Below are 15,914 nucleotides of genomic sequence, written 5' to 3' on the forward strand. Positions count from 1 at the left end.
CACCCGAATCGTCTCAGTGGAACATCCGCACGGCCTGGGCCTGATAGCCGGTGCCGTAGTTGAGGAAGCGTTCCATTTGCTGACGGGCTTGGGCCTGGCTCGCCACGTTGCGCGCGCTCTCCAGGCTCTGAGCGCGGGCAATCGATGCCATGACGGCCGTGAGGTCGGCGAGCTGATTGGTCTGAAGAGCGATGAGCTGATTGCCGGACTGAGCGGCCTGCAGCGCCCCCGTCGCCGACTGGCTCGACGAGACGAGGTTGCCGATCTCCGCGCGCGTGCGATCGAGGTTCTGAACGACGCCGGCCTGCACCCGCAGCGCGTCCTGGAAGCCGGCCAGCGAATTCTGCCAGCGCGTCTGTGCGTCCGTAAGCAATTTCTGCGAGGACGTCGCAGCGCTGTACTGCTGCGGATAGGTCCGGCTAAAGGTCTGATCGATGGCACTCACGTCGTAGGCAATACGCTGCGCCTGGACGAGAAGCTGCTGGGTCTGGCCAATCGATTCCTGAAGCTGCGCCAATGAAGAATACGGCAAGCTCGCGAGATTCCGGGCCTGGTTAAGAAGTGACATCGCCTCGTTCTGCAGGCTCTGAATCCCATTGTTGACCTGCTGCAGGACCCGCGACGCCGTCAGCACGTTCTGAACGTAGTTGGTGGGATCGAAAACAGTCATTTGGGCGCGCGCGGGAGTGCCAGTACCCAAGGCCACGGCCAGGACGGCCGCAAGCATTGCGCGACGACGATTAGCCGACATCGGAAGTCTCCTCATTGGTGGTTAGCAGGTTGATCGCCCATTCGACGCCCTTGCGACGAAGCCAAGCGGCCGCGAAACCCTCGGCGCCGTGAGCGGCCATGGTCTCCGAGATGGCGGTCTGATCGGTCTTGGAAGATGCCGCGGTGAAGGCGAGCGCCACTTCAGAAAGACCGAGCTCGAACAGCCGGTTGCCGCGCCGCGACTGGCAGTAGTAGTCGCGCTTGGGCGTGGCGCGGCTCAGAATCTCGATCTGCCGGTCATTCAGCCCGAAGCGACGGTAGATTGCTGCGATCTGTGGTTCCAGCGCACGTTCATTGGGCAGGAACAGTCGCGTCGGGCAGCTCTCGATGATGGCCGGCGCGATGGCACTGCCATCGATGTCGGCCAATGACTGGGTGGCGAAGATCACGGAAGCATTCTTCTTGCGGAGGGTCTTCAGCCATTCGCGAAGCTGGCCTGCAAAGCCATGATCGTCGAGGGCGAGCCACCCTTCGTCGACGATGACAAGCGTGGGACGACCGTCGAAGCGATCTTCGATGCGATGAAAGAGATAGGAGAGGACTGCCGGCGCAGCACCACTTCCAATCAGGCCCTCGGTTTCGAACGCCTGAACGTCGGCCCGCCCCAACTGCTCGGCCTCGGCATCGAGCAGGCGCCCCCACGGCCCACCAACGGTGTAGGGTTGCAAGGCCTGCTTCAGGGCATTGGATTGCAGGAGAACGGAAAGACCCGTGATCGTTCGTTCGGCAGTGGGAGCGGACGCCAGAGAGGTCAGCGCCGACCAAAGATGCTCCTTGAGATCCGGCGTGACAGTTACGGACTCACGGGCCAGCAAGCTGGCAATCCATTCGGCAGCCCAGGCGCGCTCCCCGGTATCATCCGTGCGGGCCAGCGGCTGCAGGGCCACGGGGTCACTGGCGTCTCCGGCGAGCGCACCGCCGAGATCGTGCCAGTCGCCACCCATGGCAAGTGCGGCCGCCCGGATCGACCCGCCGAAATCGAAGGCGAAGACCTGCGCGCCCGGGTAGCGCCGGAACTGCAACGCCATCAGCGCCAGCAGCACGCTCTTGCCCGCGCCCGTCGGTCCCACGATCAGTGAATGACCGACATCGCCGACATGAAGAGAGAATCGGAACGGCGTCGCCCCTTCTGTCCTCGCAAGGAAGAGCGGCGGACCTTCGAGATGCTCGTCCCGTTCCGGACCGGCCCACACTGCCGAGAAAGGCATCATGTGGGCGAGGTTGAGGGTCGAGATCGGCGGCTGACGGACGTTGGCATAGACATGCCCCGGGAGGCTTCCGAGCCAGGCTTCAACGGCATTGACGGTCTCGCGCATGCAGGTGAAGTCGCGGCCCTGGATGGTCTTCTCCACGAGGGCCAATCGCTCCTGCGCGATGGCGGGATCGTCGTCCCAGACTGTCACCGTTGCGGTGACATAGGCCTGGGCCACGACATCGGAACCCAACTCCTGCAACGCCAGATCAGCATCGAGCGCCTTGTTGGCGGCGTCCGAGTCCAGCAGGACGGACGCCTCGTTCGTCATCACCTCCTTGAGGATCGCCATGATCGACTTGCGCTTGGCGAACCACTGCCGGCGGATGCGGCCCAAAACCTTGGCGGCATCGGTCTTGTCCATGCAGATCGCGCGTGTGCACCAGCGGTACGGAAAGGCCAACCGGTTCAACTCATCGAGTAGGCCCGGCCAGGTCTGCGATGGAAAGCCCATGACGGTGAGGGTCCGCAGATGGGCGTCGCCGAGGCGCGGCTCCAGCCCGCCGATGACCTCCTCGTCGATCAAGATGGCATCGAGATGCATCGGCGTTTCCGGTACCCTGACCCGATGACGCCGTGTCGAAATACACGAATGCAAGTAGGTGAGCGTGTCACCGTCATCGAGCCAGTCGGCCTCGGGCATGAAGTCTTCGATCAGGGCAAGCACCCGATCGGTGCGGTCGACGAACGCGGCGAGGGCTTGGCGCCAGTCCGCTTCTGCGCGAGATCGTCCCTCATAGAGCCATGCCTCCGCGCGTGCGGCATCATCGGCCGGCGGGAGCCAGACGAGTGTCAGGAAATAGCCGCTTTCGAAGTGCGCGCCCTCCTCCTCGAATTGCGCACGTCGCTCGTCGTCGACAAGGCTGGATACCGCATCGGGAAAGCGGCTCTCGGGATAGCGGTTAGCCGGCACGCGCTGGGCTTCGACAAAGATCGCCCAGCCCGAGCCCAGGCGCCGCAACGCATTGTTAAGGCGGGACGTGATCGCCACCAGCTCTGCGGCAGTGGCCGAGTCCAGATCGGGTCCGCGAAAGCGGGCGGTGCGCTGGAATGAGCCATCCTTATTGAGAATGACGCCACGCTGCACCAGGGCCGCCCACGGCAGGAAGTCGGCAAGGGTCTGGGAGCGGCGGCGGTATTCGGCAAGGTTCAGCATGGCCAGTGCCTCACACCGACATACGCTGCGGATAGCGAAGATGCCGGCGCACCACGTCGATGAAGGCCGGATCGCGTCGCGTGGCCCACACGGCCGCCAGGTGGCCGACTAGCCAGATCGCCGCGCCGGCAAGCCACAAACGGAGGCCGAGGCCGACGGCGGCAGCGAGGGTGCCGTTGATAATCACGACGGCCCGGGGCGCGCCTGCAAGAAGAAGCGGCTCCGTCAGTGCGCGATGGACGGAGGCGTAGAAGCCGGGAATGGGTTCGCGCGGCTCCATCAAACCAGCGCCCCGCCGCCGAACGAGAAGAACGACAGGAAGAAGCTCGACGCGGCAAAGGCGATCGAGAGGCCGAAGACGATCTGGATCAGGCGGCGGAAGCCGCCGGAGGTTTCGCCGAAGGCGAGCGCCAGGCCAGTAAGGATGATGACGATGACCGAGATGACCTTGGCGACCGGTCCCTGGATGGATTCCAGGATCTGATTGAGGGGCTGCTCCCACGGCATGTTCGATCCGGCCGCGTGAGCCGGTGCCGTGAGGAGCGCGAAGATGACGAAGGTCGAAATTGCGGCGAGGGGGCGCCGGATATGCAGCATTATTGTTCTCCTGCAGGTAAGAGGACGTAGTCCCCGTTCGCGCCGAGGCCTTTCACAACGGCGAGGTCTGTGATGCGGCGCGCAGCACCACGACCGGCGAGGACGGCAATGAGCTCGACTGTTTCAGCAATCAGCGCGCGAGGGACGGTCACGACGGCTTCCTGGATGAGCTGCTCGAGGCGGCGCAGCGCACCCAAGGCGGAGCCGGCGTGCAAGGTGCCAACGCCGCCGGGATGGCCAGTGCCCCAAGCCTTCAACAGGTCCAGCGCCTCCGCGCCGCGCACCTCGCCGATCGGGATGCGGTCGGGACGCAAGCGCAGTGCCGACCGCACGAGGTCAGACAGCGTGGCGGCCCCATCCTTGGTGCGCAGCGCCACGAGGTTCGCCGCGGCGCATTGCAGTTCACGCGTGTCCTCGATCAGCACTACCCGGTCACCGGTCTTCGCGACCTCCGCCAGGAGGGCGTTAACCAGCGTGGTCTTCCCGGTCGAGGTGCCGCCGGCCACCAGGACGTTCTTGCGGTCGCGAACGGCGCGGCGCAGCACGTCGGCTTGCGCCCGCGACATGATCCCAGCCTGGACATAGTCGTCGAGGGAGAACACCGCGATCGCCGGGCGACGGATGGCGAAGCAAGGCGCTGCCACCACGGGCGGCACGAGGCCTTCGAACCGCTCTCCGCTTTCGGGTAGTTCGGCGGAAACGCGCGGCATGCCGGCATGGACTTCAGCGCCAACATGGTGAGCAACGAGCCGGACAATTCGTTCGGCATCGGCCGGCGAGACCCTGGAACCGGTATCTTCGAGGCCGCCGGAAAGCCGGTCGACCCAAAGGCGGCCATCGGGATTGAGCATTATTTCGACGACGGTCGCGTCTTCCATATGCGCGGCGATCAATGGCCCCAGCGCAGTACGCAGCATGCGTGTGCCTCGAGCGAACGCTTCCGGTCGTAAGGACGAGATCGTCATGTCAGCAGCCCCTCGACGCCGCCTCAAAAATCAAGGCGATGGGCGCTGCTTAAAGAGATGACCGGCTCGGGTGCAACAGCGTCGAGAGACCGATCGGGCTACAGGATAGAAAGACAGGTGAATGGGTCGATGCCTACGCGTCCGTCGTCGGAGCGCTATCTGGCTCGGCCGCGATGTCGCCCACGACTTCATCGGCAAGCGTACGACCGCGGGCAAGCCGTCGGCCCAACGCTTCCACGAACCCGTCATAGCGTTCGCGGCCTTTCGTCTGCGCCGCGGCCTGCGCCGTGTCGGGCAGTGGTGGCGTGCTGGTGAGCCAAAAGCGGACAAAGAGCGCAACGGCTTCATTGGAGATGGTGACGTGGCGTTCGAGACGTTCGATCTGCCGTGTCATACGATCGAGACGCCGCGCCAATGCGGCCTCCAGACGGTCGGCACCGTCAGGCGACAGAAGCGAAGCAAGCGCCGTCTCCACCACCAGCGCCTGGGGGACGCGCTTGCGATGGGCGTAGTCGGCGAGCCGGACGGCGAGGTCCGGCGGCAAGCGGAACGTGTGCTTCGTGCGCACGGCTCAAAGATCCATGCCATCGCCGGGATCGAGCGCCACCTGCCGTGCGAGCCTGCGGGTCCGACGCTGCAGGGCCTGAAGGTCCTGTGAAGCGTCACGTTCATCGTCGGCCAGTTCGAACTCCTCCACCGGCTTGCGACGCTCGGGCACGACTTCCTCCTGCTGTGGAAGCTCCGGTTCGCGGCGGATGCCTGCATTGTCCGGGTCTTCGGCTGGGGACGACGCCGCAACGATCATCGTCCTCCATGGATTGTCATCCTGATGCTGCGCCGGATTTGGCTCTCGTCCCGCGTCGGATCTCTCCGACGTGGCCGGAGGGGTCAAGATCCGTGCCTGCAGCTGCGGGTCCTCGAAATAGCGAGCCTTTTGCGCGCGAATCGGATGACAGCCGGAGACGAGAACGATCTCGTCAGCGGCGGGAAGCTGCATCACCTCGCCGGGAGTGAGCAAAGGCCGCGCGGTCTCCTGACGAGAGACCATCAGGTGGCCTAGCCAGGGGCTCAGACGATGGCCGGCATAGTTTTTTGCGTCGCGAATCTCAGTTGCTGTGCCGAGAGCATCGGAAACACGTTTGGCGGTGCGCTCGTCGTTTGTGGCGAAGCTCACCCGCACATGGCAGTTGTCGAGGATCGAATTGTTGAGCCCGTAGGCTTTCTCGATCTGGTTCAGCGACTGGGCGATCAAAAAGCTCTTCAAGCCGTAGCCCGCCATGAAGGCCAGCGCACTCTCGAAGAAGTCGAGCCGGCCAAGCGCCGGAAACTCGTCGAGCATCAGCAGCAGGCGGTGTCGTCGATGCTTTGAGTCCAGCTCCTCGGTCAGCCGGCGACCGATCTGGTTCAGGATAAGGCGGACCAGCGGCTTGGTGCGGCTGATGTCGGATGGGGGCACGACCAGGTACAGCGTGGACGGCACCGTTCCCTCCACGAGATCCCGGATCCGCCAGTCACAGCGGCACGTCACGGCCGCAACCACGGGATCGCGATAGAGACCCAGAAACGACATGGCAGTCGACAGCACGCCTGATCGCTCGTTCTCGCTCTTGTTCAGGAGCTCGCGCGCGGCGCTGGCGACTACCGGATGCGCGCCGGCCTCGCCGAGATGTGCCGTCGTCATCATGGCCCGCAAGGTGGCCTCGATCGGCCGCCGCGGATCGGAGAGCAAGTTGGCGACGCCTGCCAGTGTCTTGTCCGGCTCTGCGTAAAGTACATGCAGGATGGTGCCCACCAACAATGCGTGGCTGGTCTTCTCCCAGTGATTGCGCTTCTCCAGCGCCCCCTCAGGATCGACCAGTACATCGGCGATGTTCTGGACATCGCGCACCTCCCACTCGCCGCGCCGTACTTCGAGAAGAGGGTTGTAAGCAGAACTTTGGGCGTTGGTCGGATCGAACAGCAGCACGCGCCCGAACCGAGCGCGCCAGCCAGCGGTCAGCGTCCAGTTCTCCCCCTTGATGTCATGGACGATTGCCGAGCCGGGCCAGGTCAAGAGCGTCGGCACAACGAGTCCGACGCCCTTGCCACTGCGCGTAGGTGCGAAACAAAGCACGTGCTCGGGACCGTCATGGCGTAAGTACTCTCCTCGCCAGCGCCCGAGAAGGACGCCATCGTCACCACGAAGGCCGGCTTCGCGAATCTCTCGGGCGTCAGCCCATCGTGCCGAGCCGTAGGTCGTCACCCGCTTTGCTTCGCGAGCGCGCATGACCGACATGGTGGTGGCCACAGCGACGGCGGCGACTCCGCCAGCCGCCGCGATGTATCCTCCTTCGTCAAAGACGTGGGGCGCATAGGCCTCGAAAGAGAACCACCACCAAAAGAAGTCTTGCGGCTGATAGACAGGCCATCCGAGTAGCTCAAACCATGGTGAGCCAAGCTGAGGTTGGAAGCCAAGGCGCCACGCTGTCCATTCCGTCGCAGTCCAGACGAACGTCAACACCACGGCGCTCACGAGGAGAATCTGACCCCAGAGGATTTTGGTCGCGTTCACGGCGACGAGAGTTAGAAGCGCTCGGCGATATCGCAAGCATCAAGGCGCAGTGTGGGGACCGCGGATACAGGAGAAGTCAAATCGGTCGCATTCGAACATCGCATCGGCCGTAATTCGGCGTTGCGGCGACTTGGCGCCGTTAGGCCATCCGGCGAGCGCGCGACGGTGATTGCCTGCACTGCTGCGCGCTCGCGTGCCGCAGCCTGCTGTCATTGCTGACATGGGGACTTGAGCGGAACTCGACGTTATCGTTGAGCCGTGATCCCGATACCTCGAGATGCCCCTGCCTCTATCGCTTGCGGTCGAAGCGGCTTGCCCCTGCTGGCGATCTGCCCGACGGGCCACCGTCGCCTTGTGCCCTTCCGCCTGCTGAAGGCCTCAGACGGCGACCGGACGCCGCTCTACGGCCGCCTCTTTAAATGCCCGACCTGCGGCACTCGTGACGTCGCCTCGCTGTGTGCGATCGAAACCCTAGCGGAGCTCGACGAACTGCGGCCGGAGCTGTTGCCACTGACGCCGACCTTACCGCACTCGACTCACAAGCCGCACAACCCGGACGCTGATTTGCTATAGGCTCTAGACGCTACCCGCCTGGATGCGGTGTCGCCCGCACGACCTGTGTTGCCGGCTTGTCCTCCCGCTGCCCTTGGTATGAAACCTGCCTGAGCAGATTGTCGTCGGTCCAAGTCAGGTAGGTCACTTCAACGACGAGTTCCGGCTTTACCCAGTGCACGCGCGACAGCTTGAGCGGCGAGCCGAAGCGGCTATCCCGTGGCGGCGGCTCCGCTAGCGGCATCTTTGACACCTGCAGCGGTGCCAGCACGCCCGCCAGGCGCTTGAGCTCCTTGTCGGTGATGCCTGTGCCGGCGCGCCCGGCATAGCGCAGCCGCCCGTCCTCAGTGTAGTAGCCGAGCAGCAGCGCGCCGATGTGCGACCGGCTGCCCTCGGGATCGGTCCAGCCGACGACGACAAACTCCTCGCGGTTGAGGCACTTCGACTTGACCCAGATCCCGCGGTCACCGGGGGCGTATGGTCGATCGATCCGCTTGGAGATGACACCCTCGAGGCCAAGCCTGCAGGCATGTTCGCGGAAGCGTGGTCCATCGGTGACGACATGCTCGCTGTAGCGCAGGCCGTCGATCTGCTTCTTGAACAGACCTTCGAGCCGCTTCTTGCGCTCGATAAGCGGAAGTTGTGCCGTGCTCACCCCATTCAAAAACAGGAGATCGAAGGCGAAGAAGACGAGCTGGTCCGTGCGGCCTTCATCCATAGCAGCTTGGAGCCGGCTGAAGACAGGTACACCGTCTGAATTGAGAGCGCAGAGCTCACCGTCGACATAGGCCGACTTGACCCGCAGCTTGCCGATCGCCTCGATGGTCCGGCGGTATCGGTGGGACCAGTCTAGTCCTGTGCGCGTCAGCAGCTTGACCTTGCCGCCGTCGATCCGGGCGTGCATCCGGTAGCCGTCGTATTTGATCTCGTGCAGCCAATCGCTTCCCGCCGGCGCCTCGTCCACCAGGCGCGTGAGCTGCGGCTTGATCCATTTCGGCGGCCGAGATGTCGTTCCCACGTTAGCGAGTGCACCACATCTCATAGCGAAGGCCAAAGAGAAAGGGTCGCGCCGCAGCGCGCCCGGCTGAGAGGCTGCCATCGTCCAGTCACACGCTCAGGCCGCGTTTCGGTCCGAAGTTCCAATCGATCGTCCCACCCTGAGACATGACGCCCGTCACTTGTCGGCCGAGATGACGCTCCAGCGCCGGACGCCATGGCACCAGCTGGAAGCCGAGACCGTCGTCGATCATCGCGAAGCGGCCGGACGACAACGTGACCCGCCGCCGGTAAAGCCCGGAGACATGCTCGCCTTCGGCGGCTGGACGATGCATCAAGCCCGATTCTGACGCGAGCCTTCCGGATGCTTCATCAAGATCCCGTCCCCTGAGGGTATTGAGTAGATTGCGCGCGAAAATCACGCGCCGACCCTGACGCCGCGCCAATCCCTGGTCGGCAAGATAATCGATACGTCGGTCCATCGCTTCCCGGACCTCACCGCCGAAGGCAGTGCCGGCCGTCGCCGCCTCTCGCGCCAGAAGCTGACGATCAAGCCAGGTTGCGCCGGACGCGGTGATCTGGGCCGCGAGAGGAAGGTCCGACCGCGTGGCGAGCGACAAGCGTCGGCGCCCGTTGGCGTCCTCATAGGAACGCGCCTCGACGATCGCGCCCGAGGGCGCGTCACCTGTCATCTCCAGGTCGGAGAATACTAGATGGTGCGTCCGGCCGTCGACGCCCTCGACGATGGCATAGGCTGAGCCCTTGAGTTCGTCATGCAAGCCGCGCGCTACGAGGCGTCCGAGCACGCGGTCGGAAATCTCGTCGCCGTGCAGAGCAAACCCAGCAACGTCCGGCTCGCGGCCCGACGTGGTCAGCGCCTGATGCATGGTTTTGATGATGTCGCCGCGGATCGAGAGCTCGCGCAACGATTGCTCGAGCCCAGGCTTCAGAGTCCACGACGCTGGGCCGACCTGATCGGCGAGCCCCAACCTTTCGAGTTTCCTCGCGCGGCCAATCATAAGCCGCCGCAATTCCGGGTCATCGTCGGAGGTGCTGAGCCGGAGGTCGGCGACGCCGCCAGCTTCGTCAGCGATACTCCGCAAGGCCCGATCGAGACCAGTCCAACGCTCTGCGTCGACGTCCTTCTCAAGCGCGGAGCGGATCTCGCGCTCGGTTCTCGGCCCAAGCTCAAGAGTGACACGTTCAGCGGCACGATCGCGGAAGCCGCGGCTGACATACGCGCGACTGATCACGAGATCCTGGCCATCGTCGGCCCTGCCGCGGACCAGGACGTGGACGTGAGGGTTAGCGGTGTTCCAGTGGTCGCTCGCGACCCAGTCGAGCCGGGTGCCCAGGTCGCGCTCAACATCCGCCATCAACTCGCGCGTAAAGGCGCGGAGATCGTCCAACTGGGCCGCCTCTTCCGGGGAAATGATGAACCGGAAATGATGCCGGTCGTCCTCGCATCGTTCGGCGAAAGCATGCTCGTCTGCCTCGTCCGATGTGGCGTCAAACATCCGGGCATCAGTGCCATCCCGGGTTACCCCCTCGCGTTTCAGGTAGCTGATGTGTTTCGAAAGCGGCGCGGAGCGGAACCGAGCGCCTCGGTGTCGGACGACGCGGGCTTTCATGACGACCCGCCGCGAGGTCGACCGCAGTGACAGCGAGAGGGCCGCGCGTCGCCCCCGCCCGAATCGCGACCGGCTGGCGCCCGTTCCTCGCCGGCTGAAGCTCTTGCCGATGTGTCCAGCCTTCTTGGCGGCGCGCATCACCTCGCCAGCGAAGCTCTTTGACCGCCTGGGGAGCTGTTTGTCATGCCGGATGCGACCTGGGCGGAGTTGGAAGTCCTCGTCTCGGCCGCTCACGGTGCGGCGGCCTTCTGCAACAGGGTCCGATGGCGCTCGACGTCTTGAAATCGTTCACCTTTCGCCGTGAAGCGCCAGCTGGCCCGAGTATCGGCATGCCCAAAACCCCCAAGCCAACCAACCACTTGCGCCCGGCCGGAGGCGGCGCTTTTTTCTTGCCGTCCGTGAATGGGGTGCTGCTGCCCAATGCCCTTCACGTTCTGCCATCCGCCACAGCCCGCCAAGGCACGACCGAAACCTACGGAGATCATGGCCGTGTTCCCCAATCAGATGTCCGAGCAAACAGTCCGTCGGACAGCGGCGTCAAAGGAGCGGTCGTGGACGGTAGGACGTTCGTGGATCGATGTTGAGATGCTTGCTTCGATGACGGCTGGGAGGGAGCCAGGTCAGCTCCCGCTATCGCAACGAACAGCGAACTCGATGCCCACGATGCCGCAGAGGGCGAGCCCTTTACCAGGGTTCCGTCGAGCATCGATTTGACCGTCGCCATGTAGGACAGGGTCTCCGCCGGCAACGGGCGGCCCGTCGCGAGGTGCTCTTCGTAGCGACTAGGGCCGGCATTGTAGGCGGCCAGGAAGCCACGCTCGCCGAAGCGATCGTGCAGCTCCCGCAGGTAGGCCGTCCCCGCCGTGATGTTATCGCGAGGATCATAGGGATCCGCACCCAGGCCGTACCGCTGCCGCAACTCGGCCCACGTTGCCGGCATGATCTGCATCAGACCCATGGCGCCTTTCGGCGACAAGGCGCGGACGTCGCCACCGCTTTCCGCCTGCATGACGGCCCGTATCGACGAAACCGGAAGTGCGAAACGATGCGATGCCTCAGCCACGAAGCCAGCAAAGGGATCGGTCATTGCAACGGCAGCGGTATGGCCGTTGGCGTCCGGCTGAGCATGCGCGATCCCGAGGGACAGCAGCAACACCACGACACTTGCGCAGCACAGACGCAGTCGGGATTCGACGGCTAGACCGGCTGCCAACCCGTGCATGATGGCGTGACGCCGGACCGGAAAGAGGGAGGAGATATGCAGCATGGTTGGTCTCCAGGCAAAGAGTCGGCCGCCAAGTCCAGGCATGATCAGTTGTCCTTCTTGATCCAGAGAGGAGCGGCCCGCCCGACGATCGTCGATGCCGGCAGCGGGCCGAAATAGCGGCCATCGAATGAGAAGGTCGACCGCCAGTTCATGAGGAACACCTCGTCGTGCGCGACAATCTGGCAGCCCTGCCAAGCGGGCAGGCCTCGTCCCAGGCGATCGCGATCGAGGGCATCGCCAACCGCCGTGCCGTCGACGGTGATCGTGCGCTGGACACGGCAGACGGATTGACCGGGAAGGGCGAGGACATGCTTCAGGGCCGGAACGCCCAGCGGGAGATATCCCCGCTGGGCGAGATATCGAGCAACGGCTTCCGGCGGCAGCACGAGAACCAGATCACCCGAATGAACGACGTCGATCGGATGGATAGCGTAGAGGCCAACCGGCACACTGGCGCTGGCGTTCCAGATCAGCTTCGGGGCTGGCCGGGACAGAACTGATGCGCCTGCCGTGAGCGCCGCGAAGCCCGTGGCCACGATCCAACCGATGCGCTTCATGCGCCGATATTCCGGCGCAGAAGCCAGGCCCGATGGGCCTCACAGCTGTACAGGCGCGGTGACTGACCGACTGTGAGCCGGTTGTGAACATGCCGCCAGTGGTCAGGGCAGGCGTCGGCGGCATCGATCCCGATCTGCTCGACGGCGTCGATCGCCTGCAGCACGCGCTCGACCCTCGGCCAGCCGGAGGCTCGCAGGAGGATCTCTCCGCCAGGTCGCACGTAGGGAACTGTCGCGAAAGCTTCGCCGGGCCGGACGGTGCGCAGGATGTCGATCCGCGAGACGATGGTACCGAAGTCGCCCGCCGCCCATCGGATGTAAGCGACGACGCTGTTCGGCGCGAAGCTCAGGATGCGGCGGCGGCGGTCGAGGATCTGCTCGCCAACGTCTTGGCCAAAGCGGATCCAGTGCTCGATCCGCTGCTGATGCCAGATCAATTCGATGTGGGTGAGCGTGTCTCCAGGCGTGCGAGCGCCACTCATGACGCACCGCCTGAGGATTTTCCCCCGTCCTGGCCGCGGTCAACTTCAGTAGAGTTAGATTCAGAATCGTTAGACTCTGAGTTAGGAAGGCCGGAAGCCGTTGGCTTGGCTGAAGAATTTGACGAATCGGGTTCCTGATAGCACGTGCGGCCGGTTCCTGATGGCACGTGCCTGCCGGTTCCCGATAGCACGCGCGGATCCACATATTGCCCACAGCCGGTGGTGGACAGCTTCGTGGGCGAAAATCCCAGCAATTCTCGCCCGCCGGCGTCGCGTTCGATAAGCAGCCTGTAGCCCGGAAGAGGCTGGCGGCGGACGATGTCGCGCAATTCGAAGGCGAACCGCTTGAACGGCGACAGGCTCGCCGACTTGGCGTAGAGGTGCCGGAACTCAAACCGCCAGCCGGCCGACTGACGGCCGCCATGCTTGCGGACAATGCGATAGAGCCAGCGCTCCACGCCACCCGTCAGGGCGAAGTATCCGCGATCGATCGTCAGCACGAGCGCATCGTCGAGGACGGCCCGGTAGAACCAGTCTGGCATGATGAGATCGATTCCATCGGCGTTGCCGTGACCATCGGCGCGCTCGGTCCATTCGTTGATCCAGGAGAAGCGGTGCATTCGACGCTCGTTGACCTGGCGCAGCGACGTTGCGACCGTTGTCGATTGGAGACGGTCGAGAGCCGCCTTCAGGCGGTGATAGTCGCGCGCGCTGGTGCCGCGGCCGGTGAAGGTGAGGATCTCGCGTGGCCGCGCCGCCATGAGGCGGGAGGTGCGCAGTCCGGCGTCCCGGGCCTCGACGATCTGGCTCGCGGCCCAGATCAGCACGTCGGCATCCCATATGGTCGCCATGCCGTGCTCGGCCACCGCTTCGACGCGGATGGCGATGTCCTTCATCCTGAAGTCGATCGGCGCGGTGCGGTGGGTCTTGGCGAGACTGAAGAAGGGGTAGGCCATGAGGTCCTGCGCATCCCGCGGCGCAAGATCCCCGGGCAAAGCCCGAAAGAGTTCGAGCTGTTCCCGTTCGGACCGAGGACGGCGTCGTAGCGACATCGATCAGCGGCGCGCCAGGTTGGCGGGCGGCGGAACACTTGCTGGGTGACGCTTGGCCGGCAGCACCGTCGCTGTGCCAGGGTCGGAAGTAGACGCCTTGGCGCCCGACTCGACCCACGCCTGGAGATCCTCGACGCGGTAGACAACGCGCCCGCCGAGCTTCGAATAGCGCGGGCCTGTGCCGTAGATACGATGCTTTTCCAGTGTTCGAATGGACAAGCCGACGAAGCGGGCAGCCTCGGGCGTGCGCAGATAGCGCGGCGGCAGGTCGGCAAAATTGGCGGGCAAGGGAAGCCTCCGTGATCCTGTGGGAGGCCGCCGAGAAGCGGCGGCCATCGAGGATCACGATGGCGGTCCATGGCTGCCCCTAAATAGGGCGATCTCGTCGCCCAGCGAGATCGCCCCACCTGCAGGGCTCTAGGAGCGCCCGCGGTACGGATGCAGAAGCAACCGCCGATAGCCGCCGTTCATCATGGCCACGCCGAGACGCACAAGACGCGCCGTGCGATCGCGCAGTTCATGGGAGATCCAGTCCCGTTTCGGAACAGCGTTGGCGCCGAACAACGACGTAGCAATCTCACGGTGCGTGGCGCCGTCGAGACGACCATCAAGGGCGCGAAGGGCGAGCACCAATCTGTTTACCCGGGCCTCAGAGAGCGCCGCTGGATTCGGGCCAGGATTGCGGCCGTGGAGTGCCCGCCATAGCCGGAGGACAGCTGCCACTCTCACTTCAAAGAGCCTATCGAGCGGCAGAAGAACCGCCGGCGGATCAGCGCCACGGCTGTCCACGTGCACGCGCATCCTGGCGCCGCGACGCTCGATGACATAGTCGTCACCTTCGGCGGCCAATAGGGGATCAAGCGAGAGAGCTTTGGGCTTGAACTTGGAACTACCAAGCTCTGGCGGAAGTTCGGTGAGGGCAATGACGCTCGGCAGAGACCCTGGCGTCCAGAGCGGCTCAACTGGATGATTTGTCGTCGGGTAGAAGTAACCCCCAACGCCGGGCGAACGCATTCACCTCGGCAGGTTCAAGGGCGCCGCGACGATCCATTTGTTGCAGTCGTTCCCGATCTTTTACGAATTCGGGATTGCGGTTTAGGAACTGAAAAGCAAACCCAGGGGCATCGAATGTCTCCAGCTTCTTGTATGCCTCCGGTGACCGCCAGTACGCGCGGTTCATGAGCATGCATCTCCATGGAACTCACACCCCTTCCGTGGAGCGCGCAGGATGCACAACCCGCCGTTGCTTCGTTAGCGACTCCCCACGCAAAGACGATTGCCGTACGCGCAAGCAACCAACTGTCAGTTTGGTGCACCGCCAAGCAGAAGATGACGATAACCGCTCTCGGTCATCCATTTCGCGCGCGCCAGGTGACTCTCCCAGGCACGCCTGGCGCGTTCGGGCTCGCGATCAGGATCGATGTGCAGAACCACCTTTGCGACTTCGCGCCAATCTGCCCCATCGGCATCGGCGTCAAGGAGACGCAAATACGTCACAAGATGCTGTTCATCGTAGCCGGTCAGCACGGACTCCGCCGGAGCGGTATCGGATACAGGCGGATCGAGTGGCGTCTTGGCCATGGTGTCGCTCAGTCAGAGTTCAATCTGCATGATCGCATATCATCGAAGGCCCGATGAAGCGAGATGACGCCAGCGCCACTGATCCATGACAAGACAAGCAGTCGCGAATGTCCATCTCATCCAGAGTCCACCTTCCTCCACATGGAACTGATGCGTCTCGTTGGCCGCACAGGTCTTCTCAAGCTCAGGACGTGTTAACGCTTCCGTACGACATTTTGTTCAGTATATCGAGGTGCTATATATTGAACAGTTGGCTTGGCTTCCCGCATGGACCTGCGGGAGGTGTTCGCCGCCAATCTGCGACGACTGCGCAATGCAAAGGGCGTCTCGCAGGATGAGCTGGCCTATGAGGCGAACGTAAGCCGCAGCTATCTCAGCCAGCTCGAGAAAGGCACCTTCTACGCAAGCCTCAACGTCGTCGGCCGTCTTTCGGAGGCTCTTGGCGTCGAGCCCGCCGAACTCCTGAAGATTCCACAGAAGCGGATGCCACGCGGCCATTGACCG

Annotated in this window: 18 protein-coding genes; 1 reads left to right on the forward strand and 17 read right to left on the reverse strand. The window is 64.0% G+C overall.

Annotated features, from left to right (window positions below; translation table 11 throughout):
- Positions 1-13: 13 nt before the first annotated feature.
- From trbJ to EPO50_RS29030, 17 genes are all read right to left on the reverse strand, one after another.
- Positions 14-751 carry a P-type conjugative transfer protein TrbJ gene (gene trbJ / locus EPO50_RS28955; RefSeq protein ID WP_296350134.1) on the reverse strand — a complete coding sequence of 246 codons (738 nt, stop codon included), beginning with the start codon at positions 749-751 and terminating at the stop codon, positions 14-16.
- The gene (trbE, locus tag EPO50_RS28960; RefSeq protein WP_296350136.1) at positions 741-3,179 is read right to left on the reverse strand and encodes a conjugal transfer protein TrbE; all 2,439 of its coding nucleotides are present in this window, start codon (positions 3,177-3,179) and stop codon (positions 741-743) included. The genes trbJ and trbE overlap by 11 nt, the downstream gene beginning before the upstream one ends.
- Before the next feature lie 10 nt (positions 3,180-3,189).
- The gene (locus EPO50_RS28965) at positions 3,190-3,459 is read right to left on the reverse strand and encodes a VirB3 family type IV secretion system protein (RefSeq protein ID WP_296350137.1); all 270 of its coding nucleotides are present in this window, start codon (positions 3,457-3,459) and stop codon (positions 3,190-3,192) included.
- Complete coding sequence (locus tag EPO50_RS28970; protein ID WP_296350139.1) at positions 3,459-3,776, reverse strand: TrbC/VirB2 family protein; 318 nt, start codon at positions 3,774-3,776, stop codon at positions 3,459-3,461. Before EPO50_RS28970 ends, EPO50_RS28965 begins: the two co-directional genes overlap by 1 nt.
- A complete protein-coding gene (gene trbB, locus EPO50_RS28975) occupies positions 3,776-4,741 on the reverse strand; it encodes a P-type conjugative transfer ATPase TrbB (RefSeq protein WP_296350141.1) in 966 nt (321 codons plus the stop codon). The genes EPO50_RS28970 and trbB overlap by 1 nt, the downstream gene beginning before the upstream one ends.
- A gap of 133 nt (positions 4,742-4,874) precedes the next feature.
- On the reverse strand, positions 4,875-5,309 hold the full coding sequence (locus EPO50_RS28980) for a CopG family transcriptional regulator (protein ID WP_296350143.1): 435 nt from the start codon (positions 5,307-5,309) through the stop codon (positions 4,875-4,877).
- Positions 5,310-5,312: 3 nt separating this feature from the next.
- Positions 5,313-7,292 carry a conjugal transfer protein TraG gene (locus EPO50_RS28985; protein WP_296350144.1) on the reverse strand — a complete coding sequence of 660 codons (1,980 nt, stop codon included), beginning with the start codon at positions 7,290-7,292 and terminating at the stop codon, positions 5,313-5,315.
- Between the two features lie 583 nt (positions 7,293-7,875).
- Positions 7,876-8,943: a non-homologous end-joining DNA ligase gene (gene ligD / locus EPO50_RS28990; protein ID WP_367268075.1), complete on the reverse strand. Its 1,068-nt coding sequence runs from the start codon at positions 8,941-8,943 to the stop codon at positions 7,876-7,878.
- A gap of 7 nt (positions 8,944-8,950) precedes the next feature.
- Entirely contained in the window at positions 8,951-10,705 is a 1,755-nt protein-coding gene (locus EPO50_RS28995; RefSeq protein WP_296350146.1) for a DUF3363 domain-containing protein, read from the reverse strand.
- A 247-nt stretch (positions 10,706-10,952) separates the two neighbouring features.
- Positions 10,953-11,738: a lytic transglycosylase domain-containing protein gene (locus tag EPO50_RS29000; RefSeq protein ID WP_296350148.1), complete on the reverse strand. Its 786-nt coding sequence runs from the start codon at positions 11,736-11,738 to the stop codon at positions 10,953-10,955.
- Between the two features lie 44 nt (positions 11,739-11,782).
- Positions 11,783-12,295, reverse strand: coding sequence for a S26 family signal peptidase (locus tag EPO50_RS29005; RefSeq protein WP_296350150.1), 513 nt, complete (start codon positions 12,293-12,295; stop codon positions 11,783-11,785).
- Entirely contained in the window at positions 12,292-12,777 is a 486-nt protein-coding gene (locus tag EPO50_RS29010; protein WP_296350152.1) for a DUF2840 domain-containing protein, read from the reverse strand. The genes EPO50_RS29005 and EPO50_RS29010 overlap by 4 nt, the downstream gene beginning before the upstream one ends.
- On the reverse strand, positions 12,774-13,829 hold the full coding sequence (locus EPO50_RS29015) for a replication initiator protein A (RefSeq protein WP_296350154.1): 1,056 nt from the start codon (positions 13,827-13,829) through the stop codon (positions 12,774-12,776). The genes EPO50_RS29010 and EPO50_RS29015 overlap by 4 nt, the downstream gene beginning before the upstream one ends.
- A 3-nt stretch (positions 13,830-13,832) precedes the next feature.
- Complete coding sequence (locus EPO50_RS29020) at positions 13,833-14,117, reverse strand: helix-turn-helix domain-containing protein (RefSeq protein ID WP_296350155.1); 285 nt, start codon at positions 14,115-14,117, stop codon at positions 13,833-13,835.
- A 129-nt stretch (positions 14,118-14,246) separates the two neighbouring features.
- Positions 14,247-14,843 (reverse strand): DUF2285 domain-containing protein, encoded by a 597-nt coding sequence (locus tag EPO50_RS29025; RefSeq protein ID WP_296350157.1) that lies wholly within the window; start codon positions 14,841-14,843, stop codon positions 14,247-14,249.
- The gene (locus EPO50_RS31615; protein ID WP_367268076.1) at positions 14,788-15,015 is read right to left on the reverse strand and encodes a DUF6499 domain-containing protein; all 228 of its coding nucleotides are present in this window, start codon (positions 15,013-15,015) and stop codon (positions 14,788-14,790) included. Before EPO50_RS31615 ends, EPO50_RS29025 begins: the two co-directional genes overlap by 56 nt.
- 116 nt (positions 15,016-15,131) lie before the next feature.
- Positions 15,132-15,410, reverse strand: coding sequence for a DUF2285 domain-containing protein (locus tag EPO50_RS29030; RefSeq protein WP_296350159.1), 279 nt, complete (start codon positions 15,408-15,410; stop codon positions 15,132-15,134).
- Between the two features lie 255 nt (positions 15,411-15,665).
- Here EPO50_RS29030 and EPO50_RS29035 point away from each other — a divergent pair, with 255 nt between their 5' ends.
- Positions 15,666-15,911, forward strand: coding sequence for a helix-turn-helix domain-containing protein (locus tag EPO50_RS29035; protein WP_367268077.1), 246 nt, complete (start codon positions 15,666-15,668; stop codon positions 15,909-15,911).
- Positions 15,912-15,914: the final 3 nt, after the last annotated feature.

This window comes from Reyranella sp. (assembly GCF_004297405.1).
Lineage (GTDB): Bacteria > Pseudomonadota > Alphaproteobacteria > Reyranellales > Reyranellaceae > Reyranella.